The organism is Gallibacterium genomosp. 1, from assembly GCF_000771875.1.
GTDB lineage: Bacteria > Pseudomonadota > Gammaproteobacteria > Enterobacterales > Pasteurellaceae > Gallibacterium.
The window spans coordinates 1-16,654 of sequence record NZ_JPXX01000015.1 but is presented as its reverse complement, the minus strand read 5'-3'; the positions used below and the strand labels follow the sequence as shown (position 1 = coordinate 16,654).

Genomic DNA, 16,654 nt, shown 5'->3' with positions numbered 1-16,654 from the left:
CGCCATCGTTTGCAATATTTTTGTCAGCGAACATTGCGTCGCCAAGTGCAGGCATATGTTTCCTATACTAGCCGTTTGCCGATTGTGCAGGAATTTACTCCAAGCCAAGAAGAAAGCCTGTTTGCCGAAAATGTTCGTGACTATTTACGCCGTGAAGAATCCTATGCAATGCCCAATAGTCAGCGACATTTAATTTCAATGATACTTTGGAAGCTGCTTGCCTCCAGTCGTCCTGCAATGGTGCAATCTTTCACGACTATTATCCAGCGTTTGCAAAGCCAGCTTGATGAATATCAACCATCGTTTTCATTGTCTGACGAACTGAATCGCGATTATGAAAGCCTAGATGAAATCATTGATGAGAGCAATGAAGAAAACCCAAATTTCAATAATCCATTATCTTTACCAGAAAAGCACGCTATTCAAGCAGAAATTGAAGAGTTACAACGCTATATCCAGCAAGTTCAAAGTATTCAAACAGATAGCAAAGCTCAAGCCTTACTTACCGCACTAGATACTGCATTTACTCGGCTTAAAACCTTAGGTGCAGCGTCCAAAGCCATCATTTTTACTGAATCTAAACGCACTCAAGAATATTTAGCCGAGTTATTACAAAATAGTCCATATGCCGGTGAAAATGGTGCAGGTATTGTGTTATTTAACGGTGATAACAACAGCAAGCAGGCCAAACAGATCTATCAAAATTGGCTCGAACGCCACGCAGGCAGTGATCTCATCACAGGTTCTAAAACCGCTGATACCCGTGCCGCCTTAGTAGAATATTTTCGAGATCAAGCAACCATTATGATCGCGACTGAAGCAGGTAGCGAGGGCATTAACCTACAATTTTGCTCATTAGTAGTGAACTACGATTTACCTTGGAATCCGCAACGTATCGAACAACGAATTGGCCGCTGCCATCGTTATGGTCAAAAGCACGATGTGGTTGTGGTGAACTTTATTGATAAAACCAATGAAGCCGACCGCCGTGTTTATGAATTGCTTGAACAAAAATTCAAACTTTTCGATGGTGTATTTGGAGCCAGCGATGAAGTATTAGGCAGTATAGGCTCAGGCGTTGATATTGAAAAACGCATTGCTGCTATTTATCGTAATTGTCGCACAGCTTCAGAAATTCAGACGGCCTTTGAACAACTGCAAACAGAATATGCTGAAGAAATCCAAGAAACCACCTTAGAAACACGAAAAAAACTACTGGAGAACTTTGACGAAGAAGTGCAAAGCCGTTTACAAGGCATTAGTGAACAAACTCACCAGATAAAAGATGAATACACCGCCCGATTAATGCAATTAACTCAAAGTGAATTGCAGGGTTATGCTGATTTTGATGGTGAGTATTTCGTTTTAAATCAGCTACCTCAAGATCTACAAAGCAATTCCCTTATTCCTCTTGGTAAATATACCTTACAGCCAAATGAAAATAACGCCCACTTGTACCGCATTAGCCACCCACTGGCACAGACGCTGATTGAGCGAGCCAAACAACGCCAATGTCCAACAGTAAAACTGACTTTTGATTACGAATCCTATGGCAAAAAAATCAGCACACTTGAACCCTATCGTGGCAAAACAGGGCAATTAATTGTTCGCTTAGTTAATATACAATCACCAGTTCAACAAGAGCAGCACTTGATTATCAGCGCTTGCACCATAGACGGCGAAATTTTGATTGAAGATGATCCAGAAAAACTGCTCAAACTGCCTGCGATAATCACGAAAACAGAAAATAATATTGAAATCAATGAGTTATTATTACAAAATCTACAACAACGCCAAGCAACACACTTGCAAGAGATGCAAGATAGAAACGCTGTTTATTTTACACAAGAAACGGAAAAACTAGATGCTTGGGCGGACGATTTGAAAAACAACCTTGAACAAGCGATCAAAAATACCGATGAACAAATTAAAGAAATGCGAAAAAATACCCGTTTAGCTACGCATTTACAAGATAAAATTCATTGGGAAGAAAAACAGAGAGAACTAGAGCGTAAACGCAAAAAACAACGCCGAGAACTCTATGACCAACAAGATGACATTGATGAACAACGCGGACAACTACTGAAAAAAGTCAAAGCCAATTTGGATCAAAAAGTAGAAGAGAAGACATTGTTTGTGATTGAGTGGGAGATGAGATGATGCGAAATCATTCTAAATTAGTAAAAATGCATATCAGAAATTTTAGATGCATTAATAATGATGGTTTAACGGTGGAATTAGACAATATTGTTTGCCTTGTTGGTGCTAATAATGCGGGAAAATCAACAGTATTATGTGCTTACGAGTATGCAGTTACACCGGGAATTAAGCTTAATTCACAAGACTTTAATGATGAGAATCATCCAGTTACTATTGAATTGTGGGTTCATATTCCAGAAGGTGTTGAAAATATTGATGAAAAATGGAAAGAACCGCAAGGCGGATTATTATTAGTTAAATCGAAGTGGCAATGGGATAAACCTGGAGATAAAGTTGTAAGACAGACTTGGAATCCTGAAGAAAATTCATATTCAGAAGGTGAGAAAGCAGCAGGCTTAGATACTGTATTTAATAGTCGTTTACCCAAGCCATTCAGAGTTGGGGCTTTAGATAATCCTTTGGGGGAATATAAGGAATTAATGTCAATAGCACTAGAACCACTTATAGAAAAATATAATAGTTTCTTGAAAGAAGAATCGGAAATAAATAATAAATTAAGAGAATTTATTCAGTTGGCTAACCAGCCGATTAAAGACATGAAAAGTGAAATTTCTGAAGTTCAAAGTAAAATTGACTCTGTTTATGGAAAAATATTTAGCGGTGCAAAAATTAATATTAGTATATCGATTGATGATCTACAATTCGATCCTAAATCGTTATTGACTAAAGGATCCAATATTGTATTAACTGAATATAATAAAGAGGTTGATTGGACACAACAAGGTACTGGTTCGCAAAGAGCTCTTTTCTGGTCAATGTTGCAAGTAAGGTCAGAGTTAAAATCCGCTTTGGATTTAAAGAAAAATAGTGCTCAGTTAAATGTGCTAAAAGATAAACAATCGCAAGGTAAAAATCTTACGAAAGCAGAACTGAAGAAATTAGAAGAGTTAGAGTCTACTCAAAATATTAGCCAAGTACCTATTTTACCAGGGCATATGTTATTAATTGATGAACCTGAAATCGCTTTACACCCCTCGGCTGTTCGGGCAGCAAAACAGCATTTATATAATTTAGCTGCTGCATCAGGTTGGCAGGTAATGATTAGTACTCATCATCCTGCTTTTATTGATCCTCTTGAAGATCACACAACGATTGTGAGATTGCAAAGAGATCAAGCTAATATCTCACCAAAAACATATAAAGCAGATGAAATGGAGTTTACAGATGATGAAAAAGAAAATTTGAAAGCATTAATGCTCTTTGATGAACACTTTGCAGAAGTATTTTTTGCGAAAAATATTATTCTGGTTGAAGGAGACACAGAGTTTGCAGCTTTTCAAGAAGTAATGAACCAAAATATGGATAAATATCCATTTGAAAACCGACCCTTAATTGTGCGAGCAAGAGGTAAAGCTACTTTGGCGGCACTTGTGAAAATGCTTACACATTTTAAAGTAAATTTTTCTATCCTGCATGATATTGATAGTCCTAAAACAGAAAGTGGAGATAAGAAGAATCCAGCATATGCGATTAATAAAAAGATCTTAGATGAAGTCCAAAACGCTAGAGATAAAAATGTAAGTGTAATACATTATTTTTCCTGCCCGAATTTTGAAGAGCATCATGGCATGAAACTACCTAGTAAGGATAAGCCTTATGAAAGCTGGAAGAAAGCTAAAAATGATGAAAGTATCCGTTTGAGTATAGAAGGAGTTCTTGATATTTTGATGGGTATTAAAGAAGATAATATTAATGGTGATTATGAAAATATGTTGAAAGAATGGATCATAGATAATGATAGAGATAAAGATCCTTGTTTTCAATTTTAAGATCGATTAATTATAAAGATAGCTATAGTTTAAATAAAAGGAAACAAAACCATGCACCATCTCCCCCAACTTACGCAAAAACTGAAAGAAATTTTCCAAACCGACCGTGCGGATTTGGATTTTGGTATTTACCGCATTTTAAACAGCAGGGCGGATGAGATTAACCAATACCTCACTCACACACTGCCGCAAAAAGTGCGGCAAACCTTTCGCCAAGCCAATCAAGTGCAAATGGCACAATGGCAAAATGAATTAGCCGAAGCTGAAAAACAGGCTCAAGCCTTAGGGGTAGAGCCTGATGCCTCGCTTAAAGTGCAACAACTGCAAGCACAAATCGCCCAAGCCCAACAAGCGGGTAGCCAAAGTGAAGCGGCGATTTTTTCCCATTTATATACCTTCTTTTCTCGCTACTATGACGAAGGCGATTTTATCAGCCAACGTCGTTACAAAGGCGACACCTACGCCATTCCCTACAGTGGAGAAGAAGTGCTATTACACTGGGCAAATAAAGATCAGTACTACACCAAATCAGGCGAAAATTTTAGCAACTACCGCTTTAAACTTGCAGATGGCAAAGAAGTGTTTTTCCGCCTGATTGCCGCCGACACCGCCAAAGACAATCGTAAAGATAACGAGGCTAAACGCTTATTTACATTAGCAGAAACAAGAATAATTGAAAAGCAAGACGAAGACGGCGAATACGATGAAGAGCAAATCGAAACATTGGCACAAAGCGAAGACGGCAACACCCTAGAAATCCGCTTTGAATACCGCCCAGCGGAGAAAAAAGACAAACAAGAGCAAGAAAACGCTCGCACCATTGAAGCCCTAAAACGCCTCATTCCCACCGATTGGCAAGCCGTTTGGGAAAAAGCACCGACCGCCAATAATCCCAACCGCACATTACTAGAAAAACACCTCAGCGATTACACACAAAAAAACAGTGCGGATTATTTTATCCACAAAGATTTAGGCGGATTTTTACGCCGTGAATTGGATTTCTACATCAAAAACGAAGTAATGCACCTTGATAATATCCAGCACGCCGACAGCTTTGCTCAAATCGAAAACAACCTGCGTCAAATCCAAGTATTGCGAGAAATTGCCCACGATCTGATCGACTTTTTAGCCCAACTGGAAAACTTTCAGAAAAAACTTTGGCTGAAGAAAAAATTTGTCGCCCAAAGCCATTACCTTATCACCCTCGATCGCATTCCAACAGAAATGCTAGCTGAAACCCTCTCCAACCCAGCTCAACAAAATGCTTGGAAAAATCTATTTAATTTCAATGCGTTAGAATGCTCGGGGGGGGGGGTAACCTTGCCGAACAAAATCTAGAAAAATTCCAGCAAAATCAACCGCACTTAGTGGTGGATACCTCCCTTTATCCGCCCCGCTATCAACAAAAACTGCTCACCCAGCTCACCGACATTTTGGATTTAGACGCGAACACAGACGGCGTTTTAATTCATTCCGACAACTTCCAAGCCCTGAATCTCTTGCAAGCCCGTTATCGGGGACAGGTGAAATGTATCTATATCGATCCGCCGTATAATACAGGCAATGATGGTTTTATTTATAAAGACAATTATCAGCATTCCAGCTGGCTCACCACAATGGAAAACCGTCTTCAGGCAGCCTATTCTTTATTACGCCAAGATGGGGTGAATTTTATTTCGATTGATGATACGGAGCAACCACACTTAAGATTACTTTGTGATCAAATATTTATGAAAAATGGCTTTGTTACAACAATACATTGCCAAATGAGTACAACTCAAGGAATGAAAGTTAAATCTGCTCAATCTGGGAATATTGTGAAAAATGCAGAATATATTTTGTGCTACTCAAAAGATGGGCATCAAAATATTGCAAAAACGCTTATTTATGACCCTCGTCCTAAATATGATGAACACTACTCTTTATATTTAAAGGAAGATGGAACAATCGGCAATATTAGTGAATTGTATGATTATAAATTTCCAAAAGATTTAAATAATAAAAAAGCACTCTCATTGTCTGAGGCTTACGCTAAAAGTGAAGAATTTGCAGACATCGTCCGCTCTCACCTCGCAGACATCGTCCGCTCGGATAAAATTGGTAATGTAGATATTTCTGATCTTAAAAACGGATATTGGAAAAAGGTGCAACATAACGGAAGAGAATATTTACTTACATTGGATAAAAAAGGAAAGATCTGCCAATTATTAAGACTGAAAGATTCTTGGGGAAAAGCTGATGATTTCTATCAGTCTGAAGGATTAAGAAAAATTAGAGGAGATTGGTGGGAAGGTTTTTATATTGATATGGGTAATGTATCAAAAGAGGGAAAAGTAGAATTTAAAAATGGTAAAAAACCAATTAGATTAATATCTCAACTATCTAAGATGGTTTCGGAAAAAAACGATGTTGTTCTTGATTTTTTTGCAGGAAGTGGAACAACTGCTCACGCAATAATTAAGCTCAATTTAGAAGACAATGGTAACCGCAAATATATTCTTGTGGAACAAGGCGAATATTTTGACACCGTGCTGAAACCGCGTGTGCAAAAAGTGATTTACAGCGAAAACTGGAAAAACGGCAAGCCTATGCCGTCTGAAAAAGCGTCAGATGGCTTTAATGGCGTGTCGCAAATCGTTAAAGTTTTAAAACTCGAAAGCTATGAAGACACCCTCAATAATCTGGAACTCAAAGGGCAAGCGGATTTTATTGGCGGGCTGCCTGAAAACGTGCAAGCAGATTATTTATTGCGTTATTTATTGGACGTGGAAAGCAAAGGCTCGCTCTTAAACAGCGATGATTTTACGCACCCCTTTGATTATTGCCTCAACATTGCCACTGATTCCGCAGGGGCTTATGCAAAAACCAATATTGACTTGGTGGAAACCTTTAACTATCTGCTCGGGCTTAGTGTGCAGGGCATTACCGATGAACGAGAAAAACGGGGTTATGTGATGGTGGAGGGAGCATTGCCGAATGGCGATCGCTGCCTGATTGTGTGGCGTGATGTCGAAAAAATGGGCTATGCCGAAGTGGCACAATGCTTTAATGCACAAAATATTAACCCCAATAGTGATCAATATGATGTGGTTTATCTCAACGGCGATCACGATATGGCAAGCCTTTGGCAAAACGAAGATGGTACAGAAAGCCGTTTAAGCCTGCGTGCCATTGAGCCTGAATTTTTACGCCTAATGTTTGCAGAAAGGGGGGAATAAATGGCAAAGCAGAAAAAAACGGCTTCCAAAAAGCACCGCACTTTTCACGCCCATTTAATTTTAAACCGCTGGGTTTTATCGCTTTTGGGGCAAAACAGTTTTGAGGATTTAAAAAAGGCTTTAAAGGATAATGACTTAATCGGCTTAAATAATGAGGGGCAAACGCTTTTTTTTGAAGCCTTGAAAGACGTTTTTTCTAAAAAAATCAGCGAGGAAGACTTTCGCCGTTATGATTTAAATATCGTCCGCCATTGGCAGAAAATCACTGAAAAACGTAATCAAGCCAGCGGTCATCAATTGCAGATGAAATATTTCCAATATTTATCGCTGTTGTTTACTGAGATTTATTTGGATTGGTTTGTTCATCGCACAGAGGCAATGCTGATAGGCTTAAATCAAACCTTGGCAAGCTATAAGCAAGAAAACGATCATTTGGATTTATCCGATTATCAAGCGGAAGATTTAAACAAAATCGCCTTTTGGAATGCAACAGGCTCGGGCAAAACCTTGCTGATGCACGTCAATATTTTGCAATATCAGCATTATTGCCCGAATAAAATCGATCAAATTATTTTGCTCACGCCCAATGAGGGCTTAAGCCAGCAACATTTGCAGGAATTGGCACAATCCAATTTTTCCGCTGCTTTATTTGATAAAAATAAATCCCCGAAGCAAGGGGAATTATATGAAGCCATTCAGGTGATCGACATCAATAAATTGGCAGATAAACACGGCGATAAAACGGTGGCAGTGGAAAGTTTTTCAGGCAGCAATTTGGTGTTGGTGGATGAGGGACACCGCGGCACATCAGGCGATGCGTGGCTGAAACGCCGTGAACAGCTGATTGGCAATGGCTTTGCCTTTGAATACTCTGCCACTTTCGGGCAGGCGGTGAGCAAGGGCAAAACCGTCAAAGAACAAATAACAGAATGGCAAAAAAAGCAAGCGGGCATTCTGTTTGGCAAAAAAAGTCTAAAAGGCTTAGATGAACATCAATTGGCACAATTACAGCCCGATGTGTTGGCATTGCAAGAAATCAAACAATCGGCGATGCTGGAAGTGTATGCCAAAGCGGTGTTATTTGATTATTCCTACAAATATTTTTACGCCGATGGCTATGGCAAAGAAAGCCAAATCCTGAATTTACGTGATGCGGATTATGCACGGCACGGCGATATGTATTTAACCGCCTGTTTGCTGGTGTTTTATCAGCAATTGTATTTGTTTCACCGTCATCAAAAAGCCATCGCCTCTTTTCAAATTGAAAAACCGCTGTGGGTGTTTGTGGGCAATAAAGTTGCCGATGATGACAGCGATATTTTAAAAATCCTGCAATTTTTGGCACATTTTTTAAACGACCGCACCACCATTGAACGCCGTCTGAACCAATTACTCAGCGATACCGCTGTATTAACCAATGCAAAGGGGGAAAATATTTTTCGAGGGCAATTTGTGCCATTAATGGATTTTTTAGGCAAAGAAGCCGAGTTGTATCAGGATATTTTGCAAAAAGTCTTCAATACTGCCATTGATGGGCGTTTGCAAGTGGCCTTATTAAACAATAAAAACGTAGAAGGCGAATTGGCATTATCGGTAGGCAATGCCCCAGCTTTTGGTGTGATTAATATTGGCGATGCCAAAGGGTTTGCCAAAACCGCCGAAACGCAAAGGGATTTTGATACCGTACAGAATGATTTTTCACCCTCTTTATTTCGGAAGATTAACCACAAAGACAGCGATATTCATTTGCTGATTGGCTCAAAAAAATTCACTGAGGGCTGGTCGAGCTGGCGGGTATCCACAATGGGCTTGCTCAATATGGGCAAAAGCGAGGGTAGCCAAATTATCCAATTGTTTGGGCGAGGCGTGCGGCTCAAAGGGCAAGGCTATTCGTTAAAACGTAGCCAAGAAAATGAACGCCCTCAAGGCGTATTTCTGGAAAAATTAGAAACGCTGAATATTTTCGGTATCGCCGCAGGCTATATGGAGGAGTTTAAAAAATACCTTAAAGAAGAGGGAATTACCCCGCCTGATGAAGTGCTGACCATTGATTTTAAAGTGCGTGCTAATTTGCCACAACGCACCTTAAAAACCTTGCAATTAAAAGACGGCTATAAAGACAACCAAAAAATAGGCTTTAAACGCCAACAAAAAGGCATTGAATTTTTCAGGCTGCCTGAATGCTATCAAGGCAAAGCCAAACGCCTGCATATTGAGTTGGATTTATACCCAAAAATCGAAATGTATCGCACCAAAGGCGACAGCACGCCAATAGATAAACGGGAACACCACAAGTTGGATCAACGCCTGTTTTCCGCCTTTGATTGGGAAAAAATCTATCTTGCTTTGTGGGAATACAAATGGCAACGCTCGTGGTGGAATCTGCAAATCCATAAAAAAGGCATTCAAGATTTTGCCCGAACGGAGGGCTGGTATCGCCTGTATATTCCGAAAGAGGCACTCAGCGTTCATTGTTATGCCGATATTGAAAAACAACAAAATATTCTGATTGAACTGCTAAAACTTTATATGCAACGTTTTTACCAAACCCTCAAAGGTTTGTATGAAGGGCAGTTTTATGAAGTGGTGGAGGTGAACGAAAATCACCCAGCCTTGCAAAACCACTATCATTTTGCCTTTGATAAGGGAAATAATGAGGAACGTGAAGCATACGCAAATAAATTAAAACAGTTGGAAAACGCCATTAAAAATGGTCAATTAAAACAAGCCCTCAACTGGCAAGCGTCTAACATCACCGCCATTTGCTTTGAACCGCATTTGTATTACCCCATTATGACGCTAGCAAATGCCGAAACCTTGCCGTTTACAATGAAGCCAATGGATATGAACCAAACCAGCGAAATCCGCTTTGTGCAAGATATGCAAACCGCCCAAGCCAACGGCGATCTTAGCCAATGGATTGGCGACAAAGAGTTGTATTTGCTCCGAAATGCTGCTAATAAAAACAAAGGATTAGGCTTTGCATTGGCAGGCAATTTTTACCCTGACTTTTTGCTCTGGCTGGTGGATAGAGAAACAGGCGAACAATGGCTCAGCCTGATTGACCCCAAAGGCATTTTGCATATGGGCATTGACGATCCCAAATTCGGCTTGGCGGAAGAAATCAAAAATCTGCAAAAAGAAAACGGCTTAGCGATTCAGCTCAACGCCTTTATTCTTTCTATTACCGAAAGGGAAAATTTAACCCATCAATACGATGAAACCGTTTATCAAGCCAAAAATATTCTGTTTATGCAGGATAAGGATTATTTGAAAACAATGTTTGAAAAGATGTTGGCGGATTAAACGGGCTTTTGTTGATAAAAAGCCTTGTTCATTAGCAAAAGTGCGGTGTTTTTTCACCGCACTTTTTCAGATGGCATTGCCTAAAACAAATCCCTCATTCTTCGATTTCCCCTAATTCTGTTTTAGCTATTCTTAATCTAGTCAATACAATTCACTTTGTCTATACTGTGCAACCTATTCATTCATTGTCGTTTCAGTCCAAAATAAGACAAGGCAATGAGCCGAAGACAGTATAGATAGTACGGCAAGGCGAAAGAACGCCGTATTATTTTGAAATCAAACGACTAGAGTACTGAAATATCGAGTGATTATTAGACTTAACTTAATAGAGAATAAATCATTACCACACTACTGCTTACCAATCAAAACAATGATAATAAGCGGCATTCATTATTCACAATAAAAGGACAACAAAATGCAAAACTTAAAAGACAAAGTCGTCATTATCACTGGTGCATCATCAGGGATTGGCGAAGCCACCGCCTATAAATTGGCACAAGAGGGTGCGAAAATCGTGCTGGCGGCACGCCGTGAAGATAAGCTCAAAGCCATTGCTGACAACATCGTCAAAAATGGCGGTGAGGCGGTGTATCGCAGCACCGATGTTACCAAGCCCGAAGACAACCACGCCTTAGTGGAGCTGGCAAAAAACACCTTTGGCAAGGTGGACGCGATTTTCTTAAACGCTGGTTTAATGCCAAGTTCGCCATTTTCCGCCTTGGAAACCGCCAACTGGAATGCGATGGTGGACGTGAACATCAAAGGCGTGTTGAACGGCATTGCCGCTGTGTTGCCAACCTTTGAAGCGCAAAAATCAGGGCATATTCTTGCCACTTCTTCTGTGGCTGGGCTGAAAGTGTACCCAGGGGCTGGCGTGTATTGTGGCACAAAATGGGCGGTGAAAGCCATTATGGAAGCCTTGCGTATGGAATCGGCACAGGTTGGTACAAATATCCGTACCAGCACTATTTACCCTGCGGCGGTGCAATCGGAATTGGTGGCAGGCATCACCAACGACAACGTGTCGAAAGCCTATCGAGAGCTGTACGACAACTACGAAATTCCCGCCGAACGCGTGGCAAACGTGGTGGCATTTGCCATCAGCCAGCCTGAAGACACCAACATCAGCGAATTTACTATTGGGCCAACTACACAGCCTTGGTAAGCTATTATTTTGGCGAAATCAGGTGAAGGCGTTCACCTGATTTTTTCAGATGGCGTTAAAGTGTTGCCTTATTTTTTATTCTTCTTTTGTGAGAGAAATGAACCCTTTCTTTGTTTTCTCTACTAGCTTTAATGTGTAAGTATCTCTCGTGATGAACTTCTTTAAATAGTACACTGCTGATAGTCAAAGCAGTGTTTATTACCAAGTGGCACAGTAAAATATACAGACTTCTATTAAGAATGAAAAAGGTACATTGGCGATTGATCTGACTCCAAAATCATCAGCAAAAAGGTTATATGCTGGAGTTATATGTCGGTGAAATAAACTATTTAATGAGTAATGACACACTCTACAAGTTCTTTATGATGCAATTTGACATCCTCTTCGCCATAAAGGACGGGGATTCCTCTACCAGTATCCATTACAAACAAATAGGCTACTCTTGGTTGGTTCTTGCTGCTGACCGCCAGTGCGGTTCATTTCACAAGCGCTGTAGGCATACCCTGCCCTGAACAGTGTATCGTCATTGAGAAAGCCAGAGCATATCCCTGTTAATACACTTTTTCAATGTAAGATATGACTGTTGTACAGTCTATGCCTTATATCTCCGTCTTGAAAGACGGAGTTTTACGGCACTAGGCTGATAAATTATGTCTTACTTTTTCTCGAAATAAATTGGCTTAGCACCACTAGCGTCAATGACACAATAATCATAATGGTCGCCAATGCGTTCACTTCCGGAGTGACACCGGTTTTAACCAATGAGAAAATGCGTAACGGCAGCACTTCATAGCTAACGCCTGTGACGAAAGATGAAACCACAACATCGTCAAGTGAAATGGTAAAACTGAGCAACCAACTTGAAACGATCGCAGGCAACGCTAAAGGCACAATAATCTTACGCAAAATGGTCATTTCACTTGCACCTAAATCGCGTGCTGCTTCCAACATTTTAATATCGAACCCTTTTAAACGGGAAAAGACAGCAACAACTACGTAAGGTAAGCAGAAAGTGATATGGGCAAATAATAATGACCAAAATCCTAACGAAATACCGACCAGCATAAAGAGGGCTAAAAGTGACACTGCCATAACAATATCTGGTGACATCATAACAATGAACAACATCCCACCGACAAATTTTTTACCTTTGAATTGGTAGCGATAAAGTGCAATTGCGGTTAATAAACCTACCAATGTTGCGCCGGTTGCGGCGAAAAAGGCGATGGTGACTGAATGGAATGCCGCATCCAATAGGGTATTATTATTGGCTAAACGTTCATACCAATTTAAGCTGAAACCTTTCCAAGTGAGACCGTAACGATCTAAATTGAAGGAATTGACTACTAAAATAATGATTGGAATATACAAATAAGCATAAACCAAAAATAAGAAAATATTCCGCAATGAACGTTTCATTATTCCAACTCCGATTTCTTGTTAAATAATTTACCTGCACGGTAATAGACGAACAATAACAATGCCATAAGAATGGTTAATGCAATACTGATTGATGAACCGAACGGCCAGTTACGTGAGATTAAGAATTCGCTCTTAATGACGTTACCGACCAGCAACACTTTCGCACCACCGAGAAGGTCGGCAACATAGAACATTCCCATCGCCGGTAACAGCACTAACAGACAACCGGCAATAATGCCCGGCATTGTTAACGGTAGAATGATTTTAATAAAACGTTGGAATGCGTTGGCGCCTAAATCTTTTGCCGCTTCCAGTAATCGATAGTCCAATTTCTCAATAGAAGAGTACAAAGGCAGAATCATAAACGGCAATAAAATATAGACCAAACCGATAATAACAGCGACTTCCGTATTTAAAATACGGATTGGGGTATCAATAATACCGAGCCAAAGCAGTGTATTATTTAAAACCCCTTTAACGCCAAGGAAAATTTTCATCCCATAAATACGGATGAGTGAGTTTGTCCAGAAGGGCAAAATCACTAAAAACAGCATAATCGGACGAAATACCGGCTTCATTTTGGCAATCATAAAGGCAAAAGGATAGCCGATTAATAAACAAATAATAGTGGCAACACCGGACATATAGAGCGAGTTCCACAACACCTGCGCATAGAGCGGTTCAATTAAGCGTTTATAACTGTCTAAAGAAAAGGTAAATTCAACCAAATTACTGCTGTCACGAGTTAAAAAACTTGTGATCAACACCAACAGATTCGGTATTAATACAAAAAAGATTAGCCACGCAAAGATAATAGTGACAGTAAAAGTTTGAAATTTACGCGTTGTCATCTTCATCATCAAGTACCACTTCCCAGCTTTCAACCCAAGTTATAGCGACTTTCTGATTGAGAGAATGATCGACATCCGGATCATCTTCATTGAAAAATTCGCTGACCAATACACGATTACCGCCTTCAAGTTCAACGGTTGACTCTAACGTCATCCCTTTATAGTTACGTTCGCGTACATAACCGATTAACCCTTCGTGCGATTGCTTATCGTGTACCTCTTCGATGCGAATATCTTCCGGACGAAGCAATACTTTTAATTTTTGTCCGACTGAAACGGGGCGAGTAACATAAATTTCACAGATACGGCCTTCAACGTTGGCTTGTACTCGTTTTTCATCAATGCGTTGCAGTACGGTGGCATCAAAAATATTGATTTCACCAATAAATTTTGCCACAAATAAATTTTTCGGCTCTTCGTAAATTTCTCGTGGTGTGCCGTCTTGCTCGATATTACCTTGACGTAACACGATGATACGATCCGACATTGTTAATGCTTCTTCCTGATCGTGTGTAACGAAAATAAAGGTAATGCCAAGTTTACGTTGTAGCGCTTTTAATTCATTCTGCATTTGTTGACGCAGTTTGTAATCCAAAGCAGAAAGTGACTCATCCAACAATAATACTTTCGGTTTATTTACTACCGCACGTGCGATCGCAACACGTTGTTGTTGACCGCCGGAGAGTTGAGCCGGCTTACGATCGGCAAAATCAGCCAATTGCACCATTTTTAATGCTTCAAGAACACGTGGTTTAATTTCTTCATTCGGCACTTTTTGCATACGTAAACCAAACGCCACATTTTCAAAAATGGTCATATGTGGAAATAGTGCATAGCTTTGGAATACGGTGTTGATGTTGCGCTGTTCCGCCGGAATATCGGTAATATCTTTACTATCAAGGATTATGCGACCGCTATTCGCCTCTTCGAAACCGGCAATTAAACGCAAAATTGTGGTTTTACCACAACCGGAAGGACCTAAAATTGTTAGGAATTCACCATTATTGATGGTGAGGTTAATATCTTTAATGATCGTTTTACCATCATAGGATTTAGTGAGTGATTGAAGCTCAATAATCGGCTTTTGTTGTTGAACTGAATTTTCCACTATCTTTGTTTTTCCTCCTAAGTCAAAAAACTATTCAATACCCACGAGAATTACATCTATAAGAAATTGGCAATGATATAGTGATCAACTCATAATTGAAAGCCTATAAGCTAAAAATTTTTAAAAAATTAAAAGTTTTCCTGTAAATAGATTGATTAATTCGTAAATGTTGTTGATTTACATCATATGGCGAAGCTACGGATGTGATAGCATTTTACGCCTGAAATTTCGATGATTTTTTATAAATACGGGAGCTAAGATGTACTCAGAAGAAAAATTACGTCAAGGATTGTTGGATCGCTTTTTGCATTATGTCAGTTTTGATACCCAATCCAAAGAGGGAGTTAAACATTCACCGAGCAGTCGAGGACAATGGTTGCTGGCTCAATACTTAATGGAAGAGTTGAAAGGTTTGGGCTTGGCTCAAGTGGAAATGTCACCTGCCGGCATCGTTACTGCATTGTTGCCTTCCAATATTCCGAATAATCGTACTACTATTGGATTTATTTCCCATTTAGATACTTATCCCGGCACCAAAGGAAAAGATATTAAACCGGAAGTAATTAATGAATATCGAGGCGGTGACATTGCTTTAGGTTTGGGTGAAGAATTTATCAGCCCGGTACATTTTCCTTTTTTGCAAAAATTAGTAGGGCATACTTTAATTGTTACTGATGGTACAACTTTATTGGGTGCGGATAATAAAGCCGGAATTGCGGAAATTATGACGGCGTTATCAACGATCATCAGTTATCGCTTGCCACGGGTTAATATCCGAGTCGCTTTCACGCCGGATGAAGAAATCGGTGCCGGAATGCAGCATTTCCCGATTTCACAGTTTAGCTGTGATTGGGCTTATACGGTTGATGGTGGCGGAATAGGTGAGTTGGAATATGAGAATTTTAATGCAGCAACAGCAATCATCAGCATAAAAGGTGAGTCAATACATTTAGGTTCTGCCAAAGATAAATTAATTAATGCGCTATCATTGGCGTGTCGTTTTCACCAACAGTTACCTGAGAACGAAGTGCCGGAAAAAACGGATGAACGACAAGGTTTTTTCCATTTGGATGCTATTAATGGTGATATTGAATATTGTGAGATGAAATATTTAATTCGTGATTTTAGTACACAAGGCTTTGCAGAACGTAAACAATTATTGCAAAAACAGATTCAATATTTTATTGAACAGTATCAATTGTTTGATCGAGTTCGTATTGAGATTACCGATAGTTATCATAATATGCATAGTATGGTAGCTAAAGTTCCACAAAGTGTAGAGGTAGCAGATTCGGCGATGAGAAATTGTGACATTGTGCCGAAACATAAAGTGATTCGAGGCGGTACAGATGGTGCTTGGTTGTCTGAAAATGGTATTGCTTGTCCGAATTTGTTTACTGGAGGGTATAATTTTCATAGTAAACACGAGTTAGCAAGTTTAGATGAAATGCAGCAGGCGACTAAAGTGATTATGGAAATTGCCAAATTAGCGAAAAAATAATAGTAAATAAAATAGTGTTTACAATCTGTACCTTAAAAGTTAAAGCAACAGCCAACTGATTAAGGTGCAGATTTTTTGGCATAGTAGACAAAAT

10 protein-coding genes are annotated in these 16,654 nt (G+C 39.7%); 7 read left to right on the top strand and 3 right to left on the bottom strand.

The features are described from left to right. Positions 1 to 9 precede the first annotated feature (9 nt). The 6 genes from JP36_RS05205 (at position 10) to JP36_RS05185 (ending at position 11,678) form a co-directional block, all read left to right on the top strand. Complete coding sequence (locus JP36_RS05205; RefSeq protein WP_234702151.1) at positions 10 to 2,160, top strand: helicase-related protein; 2,151 nt, start codon at positions 10 to 12, stop codon at positions 2,158 to 2,160. Continuing rightward, complete coding sequence (locus JP36_RS05200; RefSeq protein ID WP_039172677.1) at positions 2,157 to 3,989, top strand: ATP-dependent nuclease; 1,833 nt, start codon at positions 2,157 to 2,159, stop codon at positions 3,987 to 3,989. The genes JP36_RS05205 and JP36_RS05200 overlap by 4 nt, the downstream gene beginning before the upstream one ends. Before the next feature lie 51 nt (positions 3,990 to 4,040). Beyond that, positions 4,041 to 5,327: a restriction endonuclease subunit M gene (locus JP36_RS11960; protein ID WP_052119451.1), complete on the top strand. Its 1,287-nt coding sequence runs from the start codon at positions 4,041 to 4,043 to the stop codon at positions 5,325 to 5,327. Next, positions 5,288 to 7,207 (top strand): site-specific DNA-methyltransferase, encoded by a 1,920-nt coding sequence (locus tag JP36_RS11670; protein ID WP_209434476.1) that lies wholly within the window; start codon positions 5,288 to 5,290, stop codon positions 7,205 to 7,207. The genes JP36_RS11960 and JP36_RS11670 overlap by 40 nt, the downstream gene beginning before the upstream one ends. After that, a complete protein-coding gene (locus JP36_RS05190; protein ID WP_039172674.1) occupies positions 7,208 to 10,513 on the top strand; it encodes a DEAD/DEAH box helicase family protein in 3,306 nt (1,101 codons plus the stop codon). A 415-nt stretch (positions 10,514 to 10,928) separates the two neighbouring features. Further along, positions 10,929 to 11,678, top strand: coding sequence for an SDR family oxidoreductase (locus JP36_RS05185; RefSeq protein WP_039172671.1), 750 nt, complete (start codon positions 10,929 to 10,931; stop codon positions 11,676 to 11,678). Between the two features lie 648 nt (positions 11,679 to 12,326). Here the strand turns inward: JP36_RS05185 and potC are convergent. From potC to potA, 3 genes are read right to left on the bottom strand one after another with little or no spacing between them, the layout of a single operon-like run. Next, positions 12,327 to 13,097, bottom strand: a complete 771-nt coding sequence (gene potC / locus JP36_RS05180) for a spermidine/putrescine ABC transporter permease PotC (protein WP_039172668.1) — start codon at positions 13,095 to 13,097, stop codon at positions 12,327 to 12,329. Next, positions 13,097 to 13,957 (bottom strand): spermidine/putrescine ABC transporter permease PotB, encoded by an 861-nt coding sequence (gene potB / locus JP36_RS05175; RefSeq protein WP_039081185.1) that lies wholly within the window; start codon positions 13,955 to 13,957, stop codon positions 13,097 to 13,099. The genes potC and potB overlap by 1 nt, the downstream gene beginning before the upstream one ends. Next, positions 13,938 to 15,059 carry a spermidine/putrescine ABC transporter ATP-binding protein PotA gene (potA, locus tag JP36_RS05170; RefSeq protein WP_039172665.1) on the bottom strand — a complete coding sequence of 374 codons (1,122 nt, stop codon included), beginning with the start codon at positions 15,057 to 15,059 and terminating at the stop codon, positions 13,938 to 13,940. Before potA ends, potB begins: the two co-directional genes overlap by 20 nt. A 259-nt stretch (positions 15,060 to 15,318) precedes the next feature. Here potA and pepT point away from each other — a divergent pair, with 259 nt between their 5' ends. After that, complete coding sequence (gene pepT, locus JP36_RS05165; protein WP_039172662.1) at positions 15,319 to 16,560, top strand: peptidase T; 1,242 nt, start codon at positions 15,319 to 15,321, stop codon at positions 16,558 to 16,560. Positions 16,561 to 16,654: the final 94 nt, after the last annotated feature.